The sequence below is a fragment of the Pseudomonas sp. Pseusp3 genome, from assembly GCF_047304225.1.
GTDB classification, from domain to species: domain Bacteria; phylum Pseudomonadota; class Gammaproteobacteria; order Pseudomonadales; family Pseudomonadaceae; genus Aquipseudomonas; species Aquipseudomonas fluorescens_CD.
Genome location: NZ_JBGLYV010000002.1, coordinates 87,250 through 108,581, shown reverse-complemented (window position 1 = coordinate 108,581; position 21,332 = coordinate 87,250). Strand labels below are relative to the sequence as shown.

The window sequence follows — 21,332 nt, the reverse complement described above, 5'->3', positions numbered from 1 at the left end:
CGCGATGGACCTGAGAGCGCCACGGGGTGTCAGGTTCCCAGCGTTATCGTTGGCGACCATCGCGAGCAAGCTCGCTCCTACAAGGGATAAGTGTTTGACCCGAATAAAGTGTACGGAGAAACAACCATGAGCCAGACACAGGCAGAGCGACTCCAGGCGGAGCGCAAACTGGCGGAAAACCAGTTTGATATCACCCAGTACGATCATGTACCGCGGCGTTACTACGGGCGGATTTTCTTTGCCACGGTGATCGTCATCGCGATCATTGGCCTGGTGCGCGCCTTCGCCGAAGGCAAGATCGAATGGTCGTATATCGGCCAGTTCCTCACCTCCCAGGCGATCATGTGGGGCTTGCTCAACACCATCGTCATGGCGGTGCTGGCGATGGCCCTGGGCATCGTGTTCGGGGTGATCACCGCGATCATGCGCATGTCGGCCAACCCGATCCTGCGCTATGTGGCGCTGACCTACACCTGGCTGTTTCGCGGTACGCCACTGATTCTGCAACTGCTGTTGTGGTTCAACCTGGCGCTGATCTTCCCCACCATCGGCATCCCCGGCCTGTTCGAAATGGACACCGTGAGCCTGATGACGCCGTTCGTGGCGGCCCTGCTCGGCTTGAGCATCAACCAGGGTGCCTACACCGCCGAAGTGGTGCGCGCCGGCCTGCTCTCGGTGGACACCGGGCAATACGAAGCCGCCAAGTCGATCGGCATGCCGCGCCTGCAGGCACTGCGCCGGATCATCCTGCCCCAGGCCATGCGCATCATCATTCCGCCGGTGGGCAACGAGTTCATCGGCATGGTGAAAATGACCTCGCTGGCGAGCGTCATCCAGTACTCGGAACTGCTCTACAACGCGCAGAACATCTACTACGCCAACGCCCGCGTGATGGAGCTGCTGATCGTCGCCGGTATCTGGTACCTGGCCACCGTCACCGTCCTGTCCTTCGGTCAAAGCCGTCTGGAGCGTCGTTTCGCCCGCGGCGCCGGCAAGCGTTCTTGAGGAATCCGACATGAGAAGCATCGTCAAGGCCGTGAGCCTGAACAAGTATTACGACCAGTTCCACGCACTCAAGGACATCAACATCGAAGTCGAGCAAGGCGAAGTGCTGTGCATCATCGGCCCGTCCGGTTCCGGCAAGAGCACCTTGCTGCGTTGCGTCAACCAGCTGGAAAAGATCGACAAGGGCGGCCTGTGGGTTGACGGCGAGCTGGTGGGTTACCGGATCGTCGGCAACAAGCTGCACGAACTCAACGAAACGCAGATCGCCCGCCAGCGCCTGTCCACCGGCATGGTGTTCCAGCGTTTCAACCTGTTCCCGCACATGACCGTGCTGCAAAACATCATCGAAGGGCCGTGCCAGGTGCTCAAGCGTTCGCCCAAAGAGGCGCACGAAGAAGCCGTGGAACTGCTCGCTCGCGTCGGCCTGGCCGACAAGCGCAACAGCTACCCGATCGAACTGTCGGGTGGTCAGCAACAACGCGTCGCCATTGCCCGTGCATTGGCCATGCGCCCCAAGCTGATGCTGTTCGATGAACCCACTTCGGCACTCGACCCGGAACTGGTCGGTGAGGTGCTGTCGGTAATGCGCGATCTGGCGCAGACCGGCATGACCATGATCGTCGTCACCCATGAGCTGGGCTTCGCTCGCGAGGTTTCCAACCGCATGGTGTTCATGGACGGCGGGCAGATCGTGGAGGCTGGAAGCCCCGAAGAAATACTAATAAGTCCGCAAAACCCTCGCACCCAAAGCTTCATTTCTGCCGTTCGAACCTAAGGGCCGTGCTTGGAAAACAAGAGCCGCCTCACAACACTCATAAGAGAACGACCATGAAGAACTTCGTTATTCCAGCAGTACTCGCCGGCGTTATGGCATCCGGCTTCACCTTCGCTGCCGAATTGCCGGCCAGCATCAAGGCCAAGGGCGAAATCGTCGTAGCGATCATGCCGAACTACCCGCCGATGGATTTCAAGGACCCGGCCACCAACACCCTCACCGGCCTGGACTATGACCTGGGCAATGCCCTGGCCGAACGTCTGGGGGTGAAGATCAAATGGCAGGAAACCGGCTTCGAACAAATGATCAACGCCCTGACCACCGACCGAGTGGACATGGTGCTGTCGGGCATGACCGACACCGCCGAACGTCAGGCCAGCGTGACCTTCGTCGACTACTTCACCAGCGGTCCGCAGTTCTACACCTTGCAGAAAAACAAGGACACCAACGAGATCGTCGACCTGTGCGGCAAGAAAGTCGGCACCAGCCGCCGTACCACCTTCCCGGCGGAAATCGCCGAGTGGAGCAAGGCCAACTGTGAAGCCGCCGGCAAGCCTGCGATCAATGTGATCGGCACCGAAGGCTCGGCCGATGCCCGTGCGCAACTGCGCCAGAGCCGCATCGACGCCGCCATGCAGGGCAGCGAAACCCTGCCCTACCTCAAGACCCAGGAAAAGGATATGTACAAAACCGTGGGCCTGCCGATCTCCGAGCAGTACACCGGGATGGGCGTGAGCAAGAAAAAACCTGAGCTCAGTGAAGCGGTGAAGGTTGCGCTGCAGAGCATGATCGACGACGGCAGCTACCAGGCGATCCTGAAGAAATGGGACCTGGAACTGGGTGCGATCAAGACTGTGACGGTTAACGCCGGGAAGTAAGTTTGCAGGGATAAATGCAATACCTGTGGGAGCGCCAGTGCGGCGCTCCCACAAGGTCTTGTGATTGTTTATGGATCACCGGAGCACTAACGATGTCCTCCTCACCCCAACCCACCTGGCCCGACCGGCACAAGGCCTGTCTGGCCCTGGCCTTCGACCTCGACGGCCCTACCGGCGATGCCATGCTCAATGGCTCGATCTGGCGCAAGCCCGAGTATTTCGGTTTCGGCGGTTACGGCCCGTACCGGGCGCTGCCGCGGATTCTCGATCTGCTCGACGAGTTCCATATACCGACGACCTTCTTCGTCCCGGCCTGGGTCGTGGAGAACTGGCCGAAACAGTGCCAGGCGATTGTCGAGCGTGGGCATGAGGTGGCTTATCACGGCTACAAACACGAATCCTTCTACGCCCTGACGCTGGAACAGCAAAAGGACGTGATGAAGCTGTCCCGCGAGGTGTTCTGGAAGCACCTGCACATCCGCGCCGAAGGTTTCCGCACGCCGTCCGGCGACTGGCGGGCCGAAACCCCGGCAATGCTGGTGGAGGCCGGCGTGACTTACTCCAGCAGCATGCGCGGCGATGACCGGCCTTACCTGGTCAATGTGCCGGGCCATGCCACGCCGCTGGTGGAAATCCCCGGCCGCTGGGAAATGGACGACTACGCCTCCATCGCCTACACACGGGCCCCGGACTTCCCGTCCGGGCTGGACCGCACCGCCAGCTACGCCCTGACCCTGGACAACTGGTGCCGTGAATACGACGGCGCCATGGATGAAGGGCTGTGCCTGACCACCCTGTTCCACCCCAAGATCACCGGCAAGCCTGGGCGCATCCTGCTGCTGGAAAAACTCTTTGAACACATGCGCCGACGCGACGACGTGTGGTTCGCCACCTGCCGCGATGTCGCCCAGTGGTGGCTGAAGGAGCATCACCATGGCTGATTCCACTGTCTGGCCCAAGGGCTATCGCTGCGCGGTAGTGCTGACCGTCGACTACAACGACATCCACGGCATCCTCACTCAGGCCCCGCAAGTTGCCGGGCGTGACAAGACCCTGTCGGTCTGGCGCTACGGCACCCAACGCGGGGTCGAGCGTTTGCTCGCGTTGTTCAAGGAGCTCGGAGTGTCCAGCAGCTGGTTCGTACCCGGTATCGTCGCCGAGGAAAACCCCGAGCATATTCGTGCGATCCAGGCGGGCGGGCATGAGATTGCCTGCGCCGGGTATCACCATCAGAACTACGACACCCTCGACCTCGCCGCGCAGAGCGCTGACATTGCCAAGGGTTGTGAGGCGTTGACGACGCTGACCGGTCAGCGTCCCACTGGTTTCCGCATCCCCGCCGGTAACGGTGCACCCGGCTTCATCGAGGCGTTGAGGGATCAAGGAATTCGCTGGTCGTCATCTTGGCGTGGTGATGACTTGCCCTTCGCTCACCCGACCGCACCCGACGTGATCGAGTTGCCCCTGCATTACGAGCTGGAAGACGAACCCTATTTCGCCTTCAACCTCAGCCCGGCGGTGCCTCCGGCGCAATCGCGGATCGCATCCTACAGCCACACCCTGGGCAACCTGCAAATGGACTTCGCCGGGTTTCATCGCTTCGGCCTGTGCTACGTGCTGCGCCTGCACCCGGAGATCATCGCCACGCCGGGACGGATTGGTGTGTTGCGTGAATTGCTTGAGGGAATTCTGCAGCACGATGACGTGTGGATCGCCACAGGTAGCGAGGTCGCCCAGTGGTGGGAGCAGTCGGCTGCGCCAGTGACCGAGGATCATCCGGCGTCAGTGTATGAGCGGCACTATCGGGATTATCTGTCATGACCGAACGCATGCAACGACTGGCGCAATTTTGCGTGGATACGCGGTTCGAGGACCTGCCGGCCGCACTGGTGGAACAAGCCAAGCGTCATATCCTCGATACTTTCGGCGCGACCCTCGCCGGGGCAGACAGCGAAGTCGCGAAAACGGCAAGGCAGGTATTCGAAGACGAAACGGGCGACACCCTGGTCTGGGGTACTCGCCAGCGGGTCGGCGCCGCTCAGGCCGCCATGCTCAACGGCATCGCCGCCCATGCCCTGGAACTGGACGACACCGGTGGCTGCGACCACTCAGGCGCCGTAGTGCTGCCGGCGGTCATGGCGGCGGTGTCGATGACCGGGCAACCGGTGAGCGGCCACGAGTTCATCACGGCCGTGGTGATCGGTTACGAAGTCGGGCGCCGGGTGCTCGAAGCCTGCGGCGGCTACTCAGCCCATAACGGCGCTGGCTGGCACTCCACGGCGACCTGCGGAGTGTTCGGCGCGGCAGCCGCCAGTGCCCGGATCTTTCAATTGAATGCCGGGCAAACCTTGTCGGCACTGGGCATCGCCGGCAGCTTCAGCGGTGGCTTGTGGGCTTTCATCCACGACGGTTCACAAAGTAAAAAACTGCACAGTGGCCGGGCCGCCGAAGGGGGGTTGCTGGCGGCGCGGTTTGCGCAGCAGGGCATCAGTGGTCCAACCAGGTTGTTCGAGGATGTCTGGGGCGGCTTTTTGCAGACACTTGCCGCCGCCACCTCAACCCCCGAAGCACTGGATGCCGACCTCGGCACCGTATGGAAACTTGCCCGCTGCTCGATCAAGCCCTACGCCTCGTGTCGCGGCACGCATTCGGCCATCGATGCGTTGGGGCTTTTGCTCGACCAATTGAATGTGCCAGTCGATCAGGTCGAAGACATACAGGTTTCGCTGTGCGGTTTTCTCCAGGACATGTGTGGCGGCCAGGATGTCGGCACCCTCGCGGCGGCGCAGATGAGCCTGGCGTATGCACTGGCGGCACGGCTGGTACATGGCCATTGTCGATTGCAGGCCTATGACGATGAGGCGCGCAACGATCCACGCATTGTCCAGTGGATGTCACGCATTCGCCTTGAAGTGGACCCGCAACTGTCAGAGGACGGCGAGCCCGTGGTGACACTGCGGACCGTGGACGGTCGGCAAGCGAGCCTGTGCGTTGAAGTGCCGTTGGGCGCGCCGGGTAATCCGCTGAGTGATGTGGCGCTGGAGGAGAAGTTTTTCAGTTTGGCGATGCGGGTCATGTCCCGGGAGCGGGTTGAGGAACTGCTCGGGCAGTTGTGGCGGATTGAAGAACTGGAATCGGTTCGTACTCTGGATCGGTGGCTGACTTGATGTTTGTGCCATCCGCAAGGGCCTCATCGCGGGCAAGCCCGCTCCTACAGGTACGAGCCGGCTTGCCCGCGATGGCAGCGACGCGATATTGCGGCGAACACCAACAATCTGAATAAGGACATTTGCCCCACCGTGGTTACTTACTCGCTCGTTATCCGCCGCTTGATGATCGTTTCACTGACCATCGTGGTCAGCCGCGCCATTACCAGCCCCTTGCTCACGCTGTTCCTGAGCAACAAGCTGGGCCTCAACCAACAGGACGTTGGCTTGCTGCTCGGTATCGCGGTGTTCATCGCCACCCTGCTCGCGCTTTACGGCGGCTACATCATCGACCGCCTGGAAAAGCGCCGGCTGCTGATCCTGGCAATGCTCTCCAGCGCTATCGGCTTCGTGCTGCTGACCTTTGCCGAAAACCTCTACCTGACCACCGCCACCCTGGTGATCACCGAGACCGCGTCAGCGCTGTTCCTCATCGGCTCCAAAGCGATCCTCAGCGAAAACCTGCCCATGGGCCAGCGGGCCAAGGCGTTTTCCTTGCGCTACACGCTGACCAACATCGGCTATGCCACAGGTCCCATGCTCGGCGTGGTGATTGCCGGGGTCTATCCAGTTGCACCGTTCCTGATTGCCGGTGGCATCGCGTTCTTCAGCATCTTCCTGATGACAGGCATTCCCAGGGATTCGGCGCAGGCACCCGCCATCGGGCAACCCCAGAGTTTCCTGAAAACCCTGGTCACCCTGAAAAACGACCGCACCCTGATCATGTTCACTTGCGGCTGCCTGCTCAGCACCGTGGTGCACGGGCGTTACACCCTCTACCTGTCGCAATACCTGCTGGTGACCCACGATTCCAAACGCGCCCTGGAAATCATGGCCGCCCTGCTCGCCTGCAACGCCATCAGCGTGATCCTGCTGCAGTACCAGATCGGCCGGTTCCTCAATCGCGAAAAGTTGCGCTACTGGATTGCCGCAGGCACCAGCCTGTTCATCCTTGGCCTGATCGGTTTCAGCCTGGCCGACAGTATGCTGAGCTGGTGCGTGGCGATGTTCATCTTCACCCTCGGTGAAATGATCATTTACCCGGCCGAATTCCTCTTCGTCGACACCCTGGCCCCGGAAGAGCTGCGCGGCAGTTACTACGGCGCCCAGAACCTGGCAGCCCTCGGTGGTGCCCTGAGCCCGGTGATTTGCGGCTTTCTATTGATGCACACCCCCGCGCCCACGATGTTCTATGCCTTGAGCGCACTGACCGCGATGGGTGGGTTCCTGTGCTTCATGAGCGGTCGTCGGGTGGCTAAAGTGCAAAAATAAGGCACTGAAACTGCATTGACATGGACCTTTCAGTTTCAGGAATGCCAGTCGCCCTGGCCGTTGGCGCAGGCGTTGACCCGCGCGTCGAGAGCGACCGGCGCCGCCAGTCAGCCCCAACTTGGGCGCCGGGTCAATACATGCACCACGCCATCCGCCAGCACCATCACCCCCGGCACACCCGCCGCACGCAAGGCCTGTTCGTCCAGTCGGGTTACATCACGCAACTGGACCCGCACTCGCGTTATCGCAATGCGCTGTTGCGACGCCAGGTTTTCCAGCCCACCCAGCGCGCAGACCACACTCGACGGCAGCTCCGTAGAAGGCAGGGCAGCTACCTTCGGCTCATCCACCAGCAGATCCGGGGTCAATGCCCTCCAGAACGCCCGTTGCATTTTCTCGAACATGTTCAGTTCTCCAACACCTGTGAAGTTTCGACCATCGCCTGCTGCTGCGAAGACAAGGCCTCGCGGACCTGCTCAGCGCTCTCCAGCCCGAGTATCCGATGCGCGACAGCCTGACAGTCGCTGAGTTCGACCTCGCGAATCGCGGCCTTGATCGCCGGAATCAGCGGCACGCTGACCGACAGTTCATCCACCCCAAGCCCCAGCAACAGCGGCACCGCCAGAGTCTCCGAAGCCAGCGCGCCACACACCCCGACCCACTTGCCGTGGGCATGGGCGGCCTTCACGGTGCCGGCGATAAGACGCAGTACCGAGGGGTGAAAACTGTCGGCCTGGCTGGCCAGGCGTGGGTGATCGCGGTCCATGGCCAGGGTGTATTGGGTCAGGTCGTTGGTGCCAATGGAGAAGAAGTCCACCTCGGGGGCAAACAGGTCCGCCATCAATGCCGCGGACGGGACTTCGATCATGATGCCCAGTTTCGGCAGCGCCTTGAGCCCGAGCGCCAGCGCCTCTTCTTCCAGCATCTGCCGCGCCAGACGCAGCTCCGACAACTGGCTGACCATAGGCAGCATGATGTGCAGACGGGCCAGACCGGCGCTGCTCAGAATTGCCCGGAACTGCTCGCGCAACAGTTGCGGACGCTCCAGGCACAAGCGAATTCCGCGCATGCCCAGAAACGGATTGGCCTCGCTGTCCATTGGCACGTAGGCCAGCGGTTTGTCGCCGCCCACATCCAGTGTGCGCACCACCAGATTGCGCTCTGGCCCAAGGGCCCGGGCAATGGCGCTGTAAGTGACCGCTTGCTCGTCATGGCTGGGCGCGTTGTTGCGCTCCAGATAAAGAAACTCCGAACGCAGCAGACCGACACCCTCGCCGCCCAGCATCATCGCCTGTTCGACCTCCAGCAGCGAGGCAACGTTGGCTGTCACCTCGAAGTGATGGCCGTCACGGGTACAGGCCGCCAGCGAAGCCTGCTCGAGTTCGCGCTGATGCCGTTGCCGTTGCTGCTGACGTTTGGCGTACAGCTGTTCGATGGCCGACAGATCAGGGTCCAGGTGCAACTCGCCCTTGTCCGCATCAAGCAGCACTCGGGTTCCGCTGGCCAGCGACAGCACCTGCACCGGTAAACCACACACCGCCGGCAAACCCAAGGCCTGGGCCAGTATCGCTACATGGCTGGTCGCACCTCCGCCCACCGTGGCGAAACCCAACACTTTGCCGCTATCCAGGGCAGCGGTCTGCGACGGTGTCAGTTGTTCGGCAATCAAAATCGCCTGATCCGGCAACTCCCAGACACCGTCCGGCACCCCGAGAATCAGCTTGAGCACACGCTGGCCGACATCCATCAGGTCCAACGCCCGCTCGGCCAACAACGTGTTGCCCAGTGACTTGAACAGCGTAGCGGTGGCTTGAGTGGCACTGTTCCAGGCAAACGCCGCACTCTTGCCCTCGGCAATCAGGGCCTGGGCTTGCTCCAGCAGACTCGGGTCCTCCAGTAACTCCTGATGAGCCTTGAAGATATCCCCCTGCGCCTTGCCTTCGGCGTTGTCGCGCAAGTGCTGCAGCGCCTGCGTCGCGTGTGCCAGCGCACGCTCCAGCGACTCGCGCTCCCCGCGTTGATCCGCGGCAAACTCAGGCACCTCCAGGGTGCGCTCAACCACCTGCACCACCTGCCCAAAGGCCGAACCCGCCGAAGCACAGACACCGCGCAACAACTTCGTCGACACATCCTGCACCTGAACCACTGGCGCGACGACCTCCACCGCCGTCACGGCCTCACCGCAGCCATCGGCCAGCAGTTGGGCCAACGTGCTGATTGCCAGTTCGGCATCTTCGCCCACCGCACTGACCTGCAGTGCATCGCCGTGAACCGTCTGCAACGCCATGATCGCCACCAGGGACTTGGCGTTGGCACTGTCCTGCTGCTTGTGCAGGCAAATGCTTGCCGCAAAACCTTTCGCCGCCTGCGCAAAAATCGCCGCCGGCCGCGCGTGCAGGCCATTGGGGTTGGGCAGGTGAACCGGTTTGGAGAACAGCGCTTCGCCCTCCTCCTGCGCAACGCTGGAACGCGGATCGCCGAGGCTCAGGCGCAACACGGGCTGTGCACAGGCCACCAGGCCGTTGTCAGGTGCCAGCAGGCTGAAGGGCTCGCCACTGACCACCAGCATCAAGGTCAACAGGCTGCGGGCATGCAGGGCTACATAGTCGGCATCGAACTCGATCAACGGCTGTCCGGCCTCGACACGCTGGCCCTGCCCGACCAAGGCATTGAACCCCTTACCCGCCAGGTTCACGGTGTCCAGACCAATGTGCAGCAGCACCTGTACGCCGCTGTCGTCGGTGATGCTGATCGCATGGCCACTGTGTTGAAGGTTGCTGACCACGCCGGCCAACGGCGCGCAAAGGGTCTGCGAGGTCGGATCGATGCACAGGCCGTCGCCGATCACCCGGCTGGCGAACACCGGATCCGGCACGTGCTCAAGTGGCACCAGCACCCCGGACAGCGGCGCCAGCAATTGCAATGGTTGGGTTATGGTCATGACTTCACCTGCGGTTTTATTCTTTGAAGTGCCGATGGAGCGCGAGCTCCGACAGCATCGCTTATTTCCACCAGTACTCGACTTGCAATCCGACGTTCGCACCATGCAGCGCCGTGCCGAACGCGCCGGTATCGGACAACGCTGAACCTTGCGCCAGTTCATTGGCCGCACGCTTGGCCGCTTCGTTCCAGCTGGCATAGGTGTAGTACAAACGCACCTCGGGACGTTCCCAGAACCCCGGGCCGTTTGGCGACCAGGTCGGGGCAAAGGTGAACTTGCTCAACTTGCGCGTCCCCCCCGGGGCCTCGACCTGATCGTGTCCCAGCTCAGTCACCAGCTTGAATTGATCGGTGATCGCGTAAGCCGGGCGAACGCCCAGGGAAATCCAGTTCTGGGCGTTACCGTCCGGGCGGATGTCCTTCTGATAGACCGCTTCGACCTGACCACCAAAACGCGGTGTCACTTGCCAGTCGAAAAACTCCACCAGCCGGTAGCTCTTGTTGCTGTCGTCCAGGCCCACATCGCCGGTGTAACCCAACCCGGTACCAGGCCCTTCGCCGTATTGCAGCGCCAGTTTGTTCTTGCCGCCAAGGAAGTTTTTCTGCACATGCTGGGCGGTGATTGCCCAACCTGCGTGCGCATCGTTGCGGTCAGGCTTTTCGATGTAACTCAGGCCAAACTCCAGTTCACCGCCGGGGTTGGTCTGAAAACCCGCGACGTTGAAATCCTGCCGGGTGACATAATCCTTCTGGTACAGGTTGTCCTTGCGCGAAAAGGCGTAGCTGTATTTCAGGTCGCCGATCTTCACATCCTCGATACCACCACCCGTGGCGCTCTGGTTCCAGTAGTAGAAGTCGGAAATATGGATGTCGTTTCGTTTGTAGTAACGCCGACCGGCCCACAACGAACCACCATTGAGACTCGGCAAGTTCGACCATTGTGCGTACATCTGTGGCATGCGCACCGAGCCGTTATCACCGTTGAACGTCAGGTCTTTGTCGTACTGGTTGTACAACGAAGCCATGCCGTCGACGCTCAGCACAGAGCCATCGTCCAGGGTGAACAAGTCCTGACGCAACTCCAGTTCGGCGTACTGCTCACATTCGTTGCCCAAGCGGTATTTCGACTGGGCACCCGGCAGTTGAAAACACTGTTGAGAACCGCTGTTGACCGAAGTCCCGACGCCGCTACGCAAGTAACCGGCGAACTCCAAAGCCTGTGCCGGGAACGGCAACACCAGACACACGCACGATGCCGCAAGGCTGCGATTAATTGTTGTTTTCAAGAGCCACCCCATTATTTTTATTGTGCTCATCCGGTAAAACCTGCGCGCAGGAAGCCCCCGCGCAGTACTCTGCGAGTTGTTTGAAGATCGTTTTGTTTAGTTATCGGTGAGGTGCAGAACAAACGACTCGTACGGCCGCAGGAATAGTTGCCGACTACGCGTATCACAATCCGGGTAGTTGCTGATCACCAGGCGTTGCAACATGCCGTCGGTAATTACCCGTTCCGGCAACTCGACTTCACACGCCGTGCCATAGAAGTTGTTCACCACCAGCAGATGCTCGCCTTCGCCTTCGCGCAGGTACACCCAGACCTGCGGGTGCGTGGGCAAGAGCTGGCGATACACGCCGTCCTGAATCAGCGGTTCGCTGCGGCGCAGGGCAATCAACCGGCGATAGTGGTGCAGCACCGAAGTCGTGTCGTCGAGTTGGTTTTCGACGTTGATCTGCATGGCGTTGGCCGGCACGCCGATCCAGGGTTCGGCACGGCTGAATCCGGCATTGGCTTGCGTGCTCCAGTGCATCGGGGTGCGACTGTTGTCGCGGGATTTCTGCATGATCGCGCTCATGCTCGTCGCCTCGGACTCCCCGGCATTGCGCTTGAGCCGGAAGATGTTCAGCGTCTCGACATCGCGGTACTGCTCGATGCTCTCAAAGCCCGGGTTGGTCATGCCCAACTCTTCACCCTGATAGATGAACGGCGTGCCCTGAAGAAAATGCAGCGCGGTGCCAAGCATCTTCGCCGATACCACACGGTGTTCGCCGTCATCGCCAAACCGCGAAACCACTCGCGGCTGATCGTGGTTACACCAGAACAATGCATTCCAGCCGCCACCGGCCTGCATGCCGGTCTGCCAGTCGGAAAGGATGCGCTTGAGTTCGAGGAAGTCGAAGGCAGCGCGAACCCACTTCTGCAGGTTCGGGTAATCAACTTTCAGGTGATGAAAGTTGAAGGTCATCGACAGCTCTTTCGAGTCCGGCCGCGAGTAACGAATGCAATGTTCCAGGCTGGTGGAAGACATCTCGCCGACGTTGATCAGGTCATGGCCTTCGAAGACTTCGCGATGCATTTCCTGCAAGTAGTCGTGCACGTTCGGGCCGTCGGTGTAGAAACGCCGGCCATCGGTGCTGTCCTCGGGAAAATCTGCTGGCTTGGAGATCAGGTTGATCACGTCCAGGCGGAAACCGCCCACGCCCTTGTCACGCCAGAAGCGCATCATGTTGAAGACTTCGGCGCGCACCTTGGGGTTGTCCCAGTTCAGGTCGGCCTGAGTGTGGTCGAACAAATGCAGGTAATACTGACCGGTCTGGGCTTCGTACTCCCAGGCCGAACCGCCGAACTTGGATTCCCAGTTATTCGGCTCGTCGCGCCAGATGTAGAAGTCACGGTAAGGGTTATCGAGGCTGCTGCGGGCCTGCTGGAACCAGGTGTGTTCGATCGAAGTGTGGTTGACCACGATGTCGAGCATCAGCTTGATCCCGCGCTTGCCGGCCTCGGCGATCAGCAATTCGCAGTCGGCCATGGTTCCGTAGCTCGGGTCGATGGCGTAGTAATCGCTGATGTCATAACCGTTGTCACGCTGGGGCGAACGCAGGAACGGCGTGATCCACAGGCAATCGACACCCAGCCAGTGCAGGTAATCGAGCTTGGCTACCACACCGAGCAAATCCCCCGTGGGGTTGCCGGCGTGGCTGTGAAAACTCTTCGGGTAGATCTGGTAGATCACCGAACGCTGCCAGTCTTGCATGGCGGATTCCTTTTTGAATATGTACTGACGAATGCGATCTGTCAGGCGACCCGATACCCAGGCCGGACAATTTTCATGCTCAGCCCGCAGGTCAGAACGAACGGCACGACCATGGCAATCACCATCCCGACCACGAACATCGGAATGAACTGCGGGATGATCGAGATGAAACCGGGCAAGCCACCGACACCGATCGCCGAGGCCTGGACCTTGTTCAGCGACAGGAACATGCAGCCCAGCGCCGAGCCAATCAACGCTGCGTAGAACGGAAACTTGTAGCGCAGGTTGACGCCGAACATGGCCGGTTCGGTGATGCCGAAATAGGCGGAAATCGCTGAGGTCGAGGCCATGCTTTTATCCCGCGCACTGCGGGTCATGTAGAACACCCCGAGTGCCGCGCTGCCTTGTGCGAGGTTGGACATGACGATCATCGGCCAGATGAAGGTGCCGCCCTGAGTGGAAATAAGCTGCAAGTCGACCGCAAGAAACATGTGGTGCATGCCGGTAATCACCAGCGGCGCATACAGCAGACCGAAAATCGCCCCGCCGACCATCGGCGCCAGGTCAAACAAGGTCACCACGCCTTCGGTGATCAGAATCCCCAGGTGACGGGTCACCGGACCGATCACGGCCAGCGCCAACACCCCGGTCACGACGATCGTGGTAATCGGCACCACCAGCAGTTGAATGGCATTGGGTACCCGCGCCCGCAGCCATTTTTCAATGACGCTCATGACGTAGGCGGCCAGCAGGATCGGCAGAATCTGACCCTGGTAGCCGACCTTCTCGATCTTGAACCAGCCAAGAATATCGAAGTACGGCAGGCTCTGGCCGTCCAGCCCGGCCACTGCCTTGCCGTAGTTCCAGGCGTTGAGCAGGTCCGGGTGAACCAGCATCAGACCCAGCACGATGCCAAGGATTTCACTGCCGCCAAAACGCTTGGCCGCCGACCAGCCGACCAGCGCCGGGAGGAACACGAACGAGGTGTTGGCCATCAGATTGATCAAGCTCCAGACACCGTCCAGCGTCGGGTAGGCCTCAAGCAGAGTCTTGCCGGCAATGAACATGCCTTTGGCGCCGATCAGGTTGTTCACCCCCATCAGCAGGCCGGCAATGATCAGCGCCGGCAGAATCGGCATGAACACATCGGAGAACACCCGCACCAGCCGCTGCATGGCATTGGTTTTATCGGCGCCCTTCTGTTTCACGTCGGCGATGGTCGACGCCGCAAGCCCTGTCTGCGCGCGCAGCGCGGCGTAAACCTTCTCGACCTCGCCGGGACCGATGACCACCTGAAACAGGCCGCCCGTGAAAAACGAGCCTTTGACCAAATCGATCTGATTCAGCGTCGTACTGTCGACCCGCTGCGGGTCTTTGAGGGCCAGGCGCAGGCGCGTGACGCAATGTGCGGCCTGCTCAAGGTTGTCGGCACCACCGAGGCTATGAAGCAGCTCGCTGGCGATCGTCGCGTAATCATGGCTCATGCTTTTCATCCACTGTGTTTTTTTGTTGTTTGGCAGCACACCGAAGCGAAAAATACTCGTCTGTACGAGTTAAAGCAACAACTCGTACAGACGAGTTTGGATTTATTTATCAATAACCCGCCCAGCGGTAATATTTCCGACAGCCACGACCGCCCCGCCATTCGTGCAATAGACAAACCCTCACGCGTTCCCTAAGGTTCCTGCCTTGAGCACAACGCAGCCACTCCCATGAGCAAATACAACCAGATCTACAGCGATCTGCTTACCAGCATCACCACCGAACGTCTGGAACCCGGCGCCCGGCTGCCTTCCGAAACCGAATTGATGGACAGCTACCAGGCCAGTCGCGGTACTGTGCGCAAAGCCATAGAAATGCTTCAGGAACGCGGCTTCGCGCAAAAAATTCACGGTAAAGGCACCTTCGTGCTTTCGCCCAATCCGATCGAATTCCAGCTCGGCGGCATCGTCAGCTTCCAGGAAACCCACCCAAGGCTGGGCAATGACGTCAGCACCGAGGTGGTGGCGTTCGAGCAGTTCCCCCTGCAAGGTGCCTTGCGTGAACACCTGAAAGCCGAAGAAGGCAGCCTGATCACCCGGATCAAACGCGTGCGTCGAATCGATGGCAAACGGGTCATCCTCGACATCAACCACTTCGTCGCCGATCTCATTCCGGGGCTCAATAGCGAGATTGCCGAGCATTCGATCTATGCCTTCATCGAACAGACGCTGCAACTGCAAATCAGCTACGCCCAGCGCACCATCGAAGCCGTACCGCGAGGCAAGGACGACCAGCAGCACCTGGACCTGGAGGGGCAGAGCCATGTGATCGTGGTCAGCAACCAGACCTTTTTGCAGGACGGCCGCCAGTTCGAGTACACCGAGTCGAGGCACACCCTGGACAAGTTTTACTTTTCGGATGTGGCTAGACGGTGAAGGGGGATCAACGTGCCTGCTGCAGAACGGGGTAATCAATGCAGCATGCACTTCATCAATGGTGGTGGATGGGGTCTACGAGCTGTCCGGCATCGAGCAAGGCTGGTACGCCAGCATCCATCAAGACTTGCCTCTGGTGATCGAGGGCCATACGCCGCTCAGGCAGCCGGTTGTACTCGGGAATGTTTCGCGCCGATCGCCAATCCAATGAACGTCGATGCTCCACGACGATAAGGCCCGTGAGCGTTTTTACACACTCCGGGCCAAAAGCAGACGGCGCCTCCAGCAATCAAATCAGCAGATACACCGGAAAGCATTCACACAAATGCATCACCCGACGCCGGGTGTTATCCAGCAGCGCCGCGTTGTTCGGCTGCTCCAGCAGATCGGCGATCAGGTTCGCCACTTCCGCACATTCCGCTTCACCAAAACCGCGGGTGGTCAACGCCGGCGTGCCGATGCGAATGCCACTGGTGATCGCCGGTTTCTGCGGATCGTCGGGTATCGCGTTTTTGTTCAACGTGATGTGGGCACTTTCCAGCAGCGCTTCGGCATCTTTGCCGGTGATGTTCATCGAACGCAGATCGAGCAGGAACATATGGCAATCGGTGCCCCCGGACACCACCCGCAAACCCCGTCGGGTGAGGATATTGGCCATGGTCCTGGCGTTGCTGATCACCCGTTGCTGGTAATGCTTGAACCCATCGCTCAAGGCTTCATTGAACGCCACGGCCTTGGCGGCGATGATCATTTTCGGCCGATGCTCCCGGGCCAGGGCTTCCATTTCGGCGTAGTCGAGGGTTTCGGTTTCTTTCTCCAGCCCGTAGGAAAACGCCCGGTAGAACTTGCCGGAAAAATTCACCGAGGCACCGTGGGTCAGATGCCCGCCGCGAGCCAGTGACATCCCCAGAATCGTATCGCCGGGTTCGAGCACCGCCAGAAAAACGGCTTGGTTGGCCTGGGATCCGGAGTGCGGCTGGACGTTGACATATTCACAGTTGAACAGTTTGCGGGCGCGTTCGATGGCCAGGTTTTCGATCTCGTCGACGACCTTGCAGCCGCCGTAGTAGCGCTTGCCCGGATAACCTTCGGCGTACTTGTTGGTCAGCACCGACCCTTGGGCCTGGAGCACTTCTGCGCTGACATAATTTTCTGAAGCGATCAGCTCCAGGTGGGTTTCCTGGCGATTGCGTTCGTGGTCGATCAGGCGGGCAATGGCGGGATCTAAATGTTGCAGGCTCATGGTCGGCGGCCCTCAGCGAGGGCAGCGGTTTTGCTTTCCCGGGTGCAGGTCAGTACGAAGTTCGCCACGAGGCCGAAGATCAACCCCCAGAACGCAGCGGCCAAACCGAGGAAGCTCATGCCCGAGGCCGTCACCAGGAAGGTAATCAGCGCCGCTTCCCGTTGTTTCTCATCTGCCATGGCGCCGGTCAGCCCGGCGCTGATTGCACCGAACAAGGCCAGGCCGGCAAGGGAGGCAATCAACTCTTTGGGCAGGGCGGAAAACACCGAGGCCAGGGTCGCGCCGAAGGTGCCCATCAGAATGTAGAACAGCCCGCAGGCAATCCCGGCGATGTAGCGTTTGTCGCGGTCTTCGTGGGCTTCGCGGCCGGTGCAGATCGCTGCTGTGATTGCTGCGAGGTTAAAGCCGTGGGAGCCGAACGGCGCCATCAGGACCGAGCCGATCGCGGTGACCGAAATGATCGAGCGCGCGGGGGTGTTGTAACCCGAGGTGCGCAACACCGCCATGCCCGGCACGTACTGGCCGGTCAGGGTCACCAGCGCCAATGGCAGGCCAATGTTGATGATCGCGTGCCAGCTCCACTCGGGGGCGATGAAGACCGGATGGGCCACGGCGATGGTGATCGAGCTGCCGTTGAGTTCACCGAACGAGGCCGCCACTGCACAGCCGACAATCAGTACCGAGAGAATCGCGTAGCGCGGCGAAAAGCGTTTGAAGATCAGGTAGGCCGCGATCATCGACAGCACCAGTTCCGGTTGCAGCTTGATCGAAGTGAACAGCTCGGCGCCGAAGCGGAACAGAATGCCCGCGAGCATGGCGGCGGCGATGGCTTTGGGCAGGCGTTTCATCAGTTTGTCGAACGCCCCGGACAAACCGACCACGGCAATGATCACCGACGCCACGACATAGGCGCCGATGGCCTGCGGCAGGGTGACGGTGGGCAACATCGTCACCAGCAACGCCGCACCCGGCGTCGACCACGCGGTGATCACCGGAACTCGCAGGCGCCAGCTCAGGAACAGGCCGGTAATACCACTGCCGATGGAAATGGCCCAGATCCACGAAGACACCAAGTCGTTGGGCAGGTGCGCCTCCTTGGCTGCCTGAAACACAATGATCAAAGGGCCGGCGTAGGAAATGATCACGGCAATAAAGCCCGCGATGACGGCTGACAGAGATAGATCCTTTCTGAGTGTGTCCATGATGTCTCGACTTGGCACGACAGAGTCGCGCAGTGAACAGGGAGGATTGAGTCGATTGCTTCGATTCTATATGAGTGTATTTGAAAGAATTGAGTTGATTCAATAGGTGACAGGGTTTTTACGAGATGTTTTTTTGCTATCAATGGCTGATTTTTCTCTATTTACTGCTTAAATATATGATTTACAAGCGAATTAGCCGTGTGAAAAATATCTTTTTTGAGCATTGGATATCGACTCAATCACAGGCTCAATCGAATCAATTTATCGATTGAGTCGATTTATCAGCTGCTTAACCTCCATGTGATATGCTCGGATATTCATCATTTCTACGATGGGCAGTGATCATTCATGTGGGTTCCCCAGCTAAGCGAGTTCAACCAGCCGATGTATTTGTCGATTGCCGATGCGTTGGCGCGCGATATCAGCAACGGCGTGTTGAATGAAGGCGATCGCTTGCCGACCCTGCGGGAGCTGGCCACTACCCTGAATGTCACGCCGGGCACCATCAGCCGGGCCTATAGCGAAGCCCATCGACGTCGCCTGGTGCAGGGGGAAGTGGGCCGCGGTACTTATGTGCTCAACCAGAAGCAGCTGGAACTGCCGGCGAGCAACAGCGCCGCACCGCTCAATCTGGGGCAATCCGAGTTACTCGATCTGTCGATCATCAAGCCCTACAGCGAAACCCTGGAGTACTGGTTGCGCGACGCCCTTGTAGGGATGGCCAAAAGCACCGATTTCGCCCGGGCCCTGGATTACGCGCCGGACGGCGGTCACCCGGCGCATCGCGAGGCGGGTGCGCAGTGGTTGCGCCATTCGTTGCCCGATGCGCAATGGCAGCAAGTGGTGATCACCGCCGGGGCCCAGCATGGCTTGATGGTCGCGATGAGCGCCCTGACCAACGCCGGTGACCTGGTGCTCTGCGAAGCGCTTTGCTACCCCGGTATCATTTCCCTGGCCCACGGCCTTGAGCGCCGCCTGCGTGGCGTACCGATGGACGACGAAGGGATCATTCCCGAAGCGTTGCGCGAACTGTGCGAGCGAGAGAAACCAGCGATGCTGGTTTGCGTGGCGACCTGCCAGAATCCGACGGCGGCGATCATGTCGCAAAAGCGTCGGGCCCAAATCGCGGCACTGGCCGAAGAATTCGACTTCATCATCCTCGACGACGACATCTATGGCTTCCTCGCCACCGATCCGTCAATCAAGCCGCTGTCGGCATTTGCGCCGGACCGTTCGGTGTACCTGACCAGCCTGTCGAAATCGATCATGCCGGCGCTGCGCGTCGGTTATATCCATAGCCCGCCGAAACTGCTGTCACGCCTGACCTCGATGGTGCGCAGCAGCGTCTGGATGCCGTCGCCGTTGACCGCACAACTGGCCAGCAATGTGATTACCGAAGGCCTGGACAAAAAACTGATCCGCATCCAGCGCAACGAAGCCGCCGGGCGACAAGCGATTGCCCGGGAAATCTTTGCCAATTTCGAACTCAAGACCCAGCCCTATTCGTACCACATCTGGTTGACGCTGCCCGAGCCGTGGACCGGCGACGAGTTCACCATGCTCGCCCGGGCCAACGGTGTGCTGGTACTCAGTGGCACCCAGTTCCAGGCTGAACGCTCCGGGATTTCCCGTTGTGTACGGCTGGTATTGATGTCGCCCACGAGCCAGGACGAATTGCGCTTCGCCCTGACCAAACTGGCCAGCCTGATCGAGTCCGACCCGCGACGGTACTACTGAGTCGCCGCAGGCTGGCATATTCGAAAGACCCACATCACCCGCGTGCTCCGCATGACGGTTGTGACGGTTACGGGCTGACTGGCAATCAAACGGACAAGGCATTCAACACATTTAAAAAAAGGAATTTAAGAATGTTCATTGGACGACTCGCCAGATTGACCGGCTGCACACCAAAAGCCATTCGACTGTATGAACAGATGGGCTTGATAAACGAGCCGGAACGCGACGGTCGATACCGGACCTACAACGCTCACCATCTGGAAATCGTCCACCTCATTCGCAGGGCACAAATTGCCGGTTTCAAACTGGCAGAGATGAGTCCCCTGATCAGCGCCAAAAACGAGCTCAAAGGCGAGATGAACTCATTGTTCGGTCCTGCACCGACGTCAGTTCTTCATAAGGCTGGGTCGATCGCCTGCCCAGATAAACAAAAGCTGACATCAGCGCCTCTTCGGCCGGTCGCGGATTGAACCCCAATTCAGTCTTCGCCTTGACGATGCTGTACTCCTGCCGAACGTTATGGAACAGGCGCACCTGGCTGAGCAGTAACCTGGCAGGCTTGCCAGTCAGTTGCGCGGCCCGCTCCTGCATCCAGGCAATGCAGACCAATAACCACTGCGGGGCTCGCGGTGGCTGGCGATAACCCGGTGAAAGCGCATTGACGACCTTGACCAGGCTGGCGAGCGACGATGAGCGCTCATTCGCAAGAATATAGCGCTGTCCTGCCCGGCCCTTTTCGGCGGCCAGAATCAACCCCTCCGCCACGTCGCGCACATCCACGAAATTGAAATGGAACCCTGGGTCCAGCGGGATCTGACGCTGCCTGACTGATTCCAGAAACCCCATGGTATCGGTCAGCCGGGTCGCGTTTGGCCCCACCATCGCCGAGGGCAGTACCGACACCATCCAGAGCCCCAGGTCGTTGGCGGTCCGCCAGGCCATTTGCTCGGAGAGAATCTTGGATTTGTAGTAGGCATTTTCGGCCTCGTCATTCCAATGCGCTTCATCCAGAGCACTGCCGTCATGACCAACCGCGGCGACGGAACCGACATGGACGACACGCTTGACGCCCGCCCGTGCAGCGGCCTCCAACACACTACGTGCCCCCCGCACATTGGGCTCGACAATCTCGGTTTCCGGGCTTTTGGCCCAATGCCTGAAAACTGCCGCCACTTGAAACAGCACGTCGACACCGTCCAACGCCTTGAGCATTGCAGGCCCGTCCAGCAATTCGGCATAGACCAGCTCGCAATCAAGCCCCGCGAAGGGCGCCGTGTTACCGACGTCACGCACTCCGGCTCGGACTCTGTAGCCCTGACTGAGCAATGCTCTGACCAAGGTATTGCCCAGGTGCCCATTGGCGCCCGTGACCAGACATAACTTGCTCACTGAAACTCCTTCTTCTGGAAGAGAACCATTCTGTTCAGGATCTAGAAAATCATAAAGTCTGTCCCCCAGGACAGAGTCAAGCGTGTCCTGGCACGTTAGTTCGAGTTATCAGAAAAACACGTCAATGAAATATTTAGACACATCCGCCCGACACAACATTCAACAGACTTAACACCCACAGGTGCAGGGTCTTTTTTGACTGCCCCCCTCCCGCACTCAAGCCCCTCACCTTCTCG

At 59.9% G+C, this 21,332-nt stretch carries 17 protein-coding genes and 1 pseudogene; 10 read left to right on the top strand and 8 right to left on the bottom strand.

The window, feature by feature from the left end; genetic code table 11:
- Positions 1-126 precede the first annotated feature (126 nt).
- The 7 genes from ACCD00_RS01425 (at position 127) to ACCD00_RS01395 (ending at position 7,136) form a co-directional block, all read left to right on the top strand.
- Positions 127-1,005, top strand: coding sequence for an amino acid ABC transporter permease (locus ACCD00_RS01425; RefSeq protein ID WP_057396441.1), 879 nt, complete (start codon positions 127-129; stop codon positions 1,003-1,005).
- A gap of 10 nt (positions 1,006-1,015) precedes the next feature.
- A complete protein-coding gene (locus ACCD00_RS01420) occupies positions 1,016-1,780 on the top strand; it encodes an amino acid ABC transporter ATP-binding protein (protein WP_413421285.1) in 765 nt (254 codons plus the stop codon).
- A gap of 53 nt (positions 1,781-1,833) precedes the next feature.
- Complete coding sequence (locus ACCD00_RS01415) at positions 1,834-2,658, top strand: ABC transporter substrate-binding protein (protein ID WP_413421283.1); 825 nt, start codon at positions 1,834-1,836, stop codon at positions 2,656-2,658.
- A 92-nt stretch (positions 2,659-2,750) separates the two neighbouring features.
- The gene (locus ACCD00_RS01410) at positions 2,751-3,599 is read left to right on the top strand and encodes a polysaccharide deacetylase family protein (RefSeq protein ID WP_413421281.1); all 849 of its coding nucleotides are present in this window, start codon (positions 2,751-2,753) and stop codon (positions 3,597-3,599) included.
- On the top strand, positions 3,592-4,479 hold the full coding sequence (locus tag ACCD00_RS01405; RefSeq protein WP_413421279.1) for a polysaccharide deacetylase family protein: 888 nt from the start codon (positions 3,592-3,594) through the stop codon (positions 4,477-4,479). Before ACCD00_RS01410 ends, ACCD00_RS01405 begins: the two co-directional genes overlap by 8 nt.
- Positions 4,476-5,825, top strand: a complete 1,350-nt coding sequence (locus ACCD00_RS01400; RefSeq protein ID WP_413421277.1) for an MmgE/PrpD family protein — start codon at positions 4,476-4,478, stop codon at positions 5,823-5,825. Before ACCD00_RS01405 ends, ACCD00_RS01400 begins: the two co-directional genes overlap by 4 nt.
- Positions 5,826-5,957: 132 nt before the next feature.
- Positions 5,958-7,136, top strand: coding sequence for an MFS transporter (locus ACCD00_RS01395; protein ID WP_413421275.1), 1,179 nt, complete (start codon positions 5,958-5,960; stop codon positions 7,134-7,136).
- 107 nt (positions 7,137-7,243) lie between these two features.
- Here the strand turns inward: ACCD00_RS01395 and ACCD00_RS01390 are convergent, their stop codons facing one another.
- The 5 genes from ACCD00_RS01390 to treP form a co-directional block, all read right to left on the bottom strand.
- Positions 7,244-7,540: a PTS glucose transporter subunit IIB gene (locus tag ACCD00_RS01390; protein WP_413421273.1), complete on the bottom strand. Its 297-nt coding sequence runs from the start codon at positions 7,538-7,540 to the stop codon at positions 7,244-7,246.
- 2 nt (positions 7,541-7,542) lie between these two features.
- Positions 7,543-10,077 carry a phosphoenolpyruvate--protein phosphotransferase gene (gene ptsP / locus ACCD00_RS01385; RefSeq protein ID WP_413421271.1) on the bottom strand — a complete coding sequence of 845 codons (2,535 nt, stop codon included), beginning with the start codon at positions 10,075-10,077 and terminating at the stop codon, positions 7,543-7,545.
- 61 nt (positions 10,078-10,138) lie between these two features.
- Complete coding sequence (locus tag ACCD00_RS01380; protein ID WP_413421269.1) at positions 10,139-11,362, bottom strand: maltoporin; 1,224 nt, start codon at positions 11,360-11,362, stop codon at positions 10,139-10,141.
- Between the two features lie 96 nt (positions 11,363-11,458).
- Positions 11,459-13,108 carry an alpha,alpha-phosphotrehalase gene (treC, locus tag ACCD00_RS01375; protein WP_413421267.1) on the bottom strand — a complete coding sequence of 550 codons (1,650 nt, stop codon included), beginning with the start codon at positions 13,106-13,108 and terminating at the stop codon, positions 11,459-11,461.
- 41 nt (positions 13,109-13,149) lie between these two features.
- Positions 13,150-14,592: a PTS system trehalose-specific EIIBC component gene (gene treP, locus ACCD00_RS01370; RefSeq protein WP_413421265.1), complete on the bottom strand. Its 1,443-nt coding sequence runs from the start codon at positions 14,590-14,592 to the stop codon at positions 13,150-13,152.
- 228 nt (positions 14,593-14,820) lie between these two features.
- Between treP and treR the strand changes: the two genes are divergently transcribed.
- Positions 14,821-15,525 (top strand): trehalose operon repressor, encoded by a 705-nt coding sequence (treR, locus tag ACCD00_RS01365; protein WP_413421263.1) that lies wholly within the window; start codon positions 14,821-14,823, stop codon positions 15,523-15,525.
- 289 nt (positions 15,526-15,814) lie between these two features.
- Here treR and glyA read toward each other — a convergent pair whose 3' ends face one another.
- Both glyA and ACCD00_RS01355 read right to left on the bottom strand, forming a co-directional pair.
- Positions 15,815-16,768, bottom strand: coding sequence for a serine hydroxymethyltransferase (gene glyA, locus ACCD00_RS01360; RefSeq protein ID WP_413421261.1), 954 nt, complete (start codon positions 16,766-16,768; stop codon positions 15,815-15,817).
- On the bottom strand, positions 16,765-17,970 hold the full coding sequence (locus ACCD00_RS01355) for a benzoate/H(+) symporter BenE family transporter (RefSeq protein WP_413421259.1): 1,206 nt from the start codon (positions 17,968-17,970) through the stop codon (positions 16,765-16,767). The genes glyA and ACCD00_RS01355 overlap by 4 nt, the downstream gene beginning before the upstream one ends.
- A 348-nt stretch (positions 17,971-18,318) precedes the next feature.
- On the opposite strand from ACCD00_RS01355, the gene ACCD00_RS01350 reads away from it, so the two are divergent.
- Positions 18,319-19,707, top strand: coding sequence for a PLP-dependent aminotransferase family protein (locus ACCD00_RS01350; RefSeq protein WP_413421257.1), 1,389 nt, complete (start codon positions 18,319-18,321; stop codon positions 19,705-19,707).
- A 131-nt stretch (positions 19,708-19,838) separates the two neighbouring features.
- Positions 19,839-20,024: pseudogene (locus ACCD00_RS01345) on the top strand (MerR family transcriptional regulator); the annotation flags it as partial.
- Positions 20,025-20,052: 28 nt separating this feature from the next.
- Here the strand turns inward: ACCD00_RS01345 and ACCD00_RS01340 are convergent.
- On the bottom strand, positions 20,053-21,096 hold the full coding sequence (locus tag ACCD00_RS01340) for an NAD-dependent epimerase/dehydratase family protein (protein WP_413421255.1): 1,044 nt from the start codon (positions 21,094-21,096) through the stop codon (positions 20,053-20,055).
- Between the last annotated feature and the right edge of the window lie 236 nt (positions 21,097-21,332).

Bases quoted from the DNA above. Each gene is read 5' to 3' on its own strand.
- ACCD00_RS01405 (WP_413421279.1), top strand. From the start codon at position 3,592: ATGGCTGATTCCACTGTCTGGCCCAAGGGCTATCGCTGCGCGGTAGTG.
- ptsP (WP_413421271.1), bottom strand. From the start codon at position 10,077: ATGACCATAACCCAACCATTGCAATTGCTGGCGCCGCTGTCCGGGGTG.
- ACCD00_RS01355 (WP_413421259.1), bottom strand. From the start codon at position 17,970: ATGGACACACTCAGAAAGGATCTATCTCTGTCAGCCGTCATCGCGGGC.
- treP (WP_413421265.1), bottom strand. From the start codon at position 14,592: ATGAGCCATGATTACGCGACGATCGCCAGCGAGCTGCTTCATAGCCTC.
- ACCD00_RS01420 (WP_413421285.1), top strand. From the start codon at position 1,016: ATGAGAAGCATCGTCAAGGCCGTGAGCCTGAACAAGTATTACGACCAG.
- ACCD00_RS01410 (WP_413421281.1), top strand. From the start codon at position 2,751: ATGTCCTCCTCACCCCAACCCACCTGGCCCGACCGGCACAAGGCCTGT.
- ACCD00_RS01390 (WP_413421273.1), bottom strand. From the start codon at position 7,540: ATGTTCGAGAAAATGCAACGGGCGTTCTGGAGGGCATTGACCCCGGAT.
- ACCD00_RS01415 (WP_413421283.1), top strand. From the start codon at position 1,834: ATGAAGAACTTCGTTATTCCAGCAGTACTCGCCGGCGTTATGGCATCC.
- ACCD00_RS01400 (WP_413421277.1), top strand. From the start codon at position 4,476: ATGACCGAACGCATGCAACGACTGGCGCAATTTTGCGTGGATACGCGG.
- ACCD00_RS01350 (WP_413421257.1), top strand. From the start codon at position 18,319: ATGTGGGTTCCCCAGCTAAGCGAGTTCAACCAGCCGATGTATTTGTCG.
- treR (WP_413421263.1), top strand. From the start codon at position 14,821: ATGAGCAAATACAACCAGATCTACAGCGATCTGCTTACCAGCATCACC.
- treC (WP_413421267.1), bottom strand. From the start codon at position 13,108: ATGCAAGACTGGCAGCGTTCGGTGATCTACCAGATCTACCCGAAGAGT.
- ACCD00_RS01425 (WP_057396441.1), top strand. From the start codon at position 127: ATGAGCCAGACACAGGCAGAGCGACTCCAGGCGGAGCGCAAACTGGCG.
- glyA (WP_413421261.1), bottom strand. From the start codon at position 16,768: ATGAGCCTGCAACATTTAGATCCCGCCATTGCCCGCCTGATCGACCAC.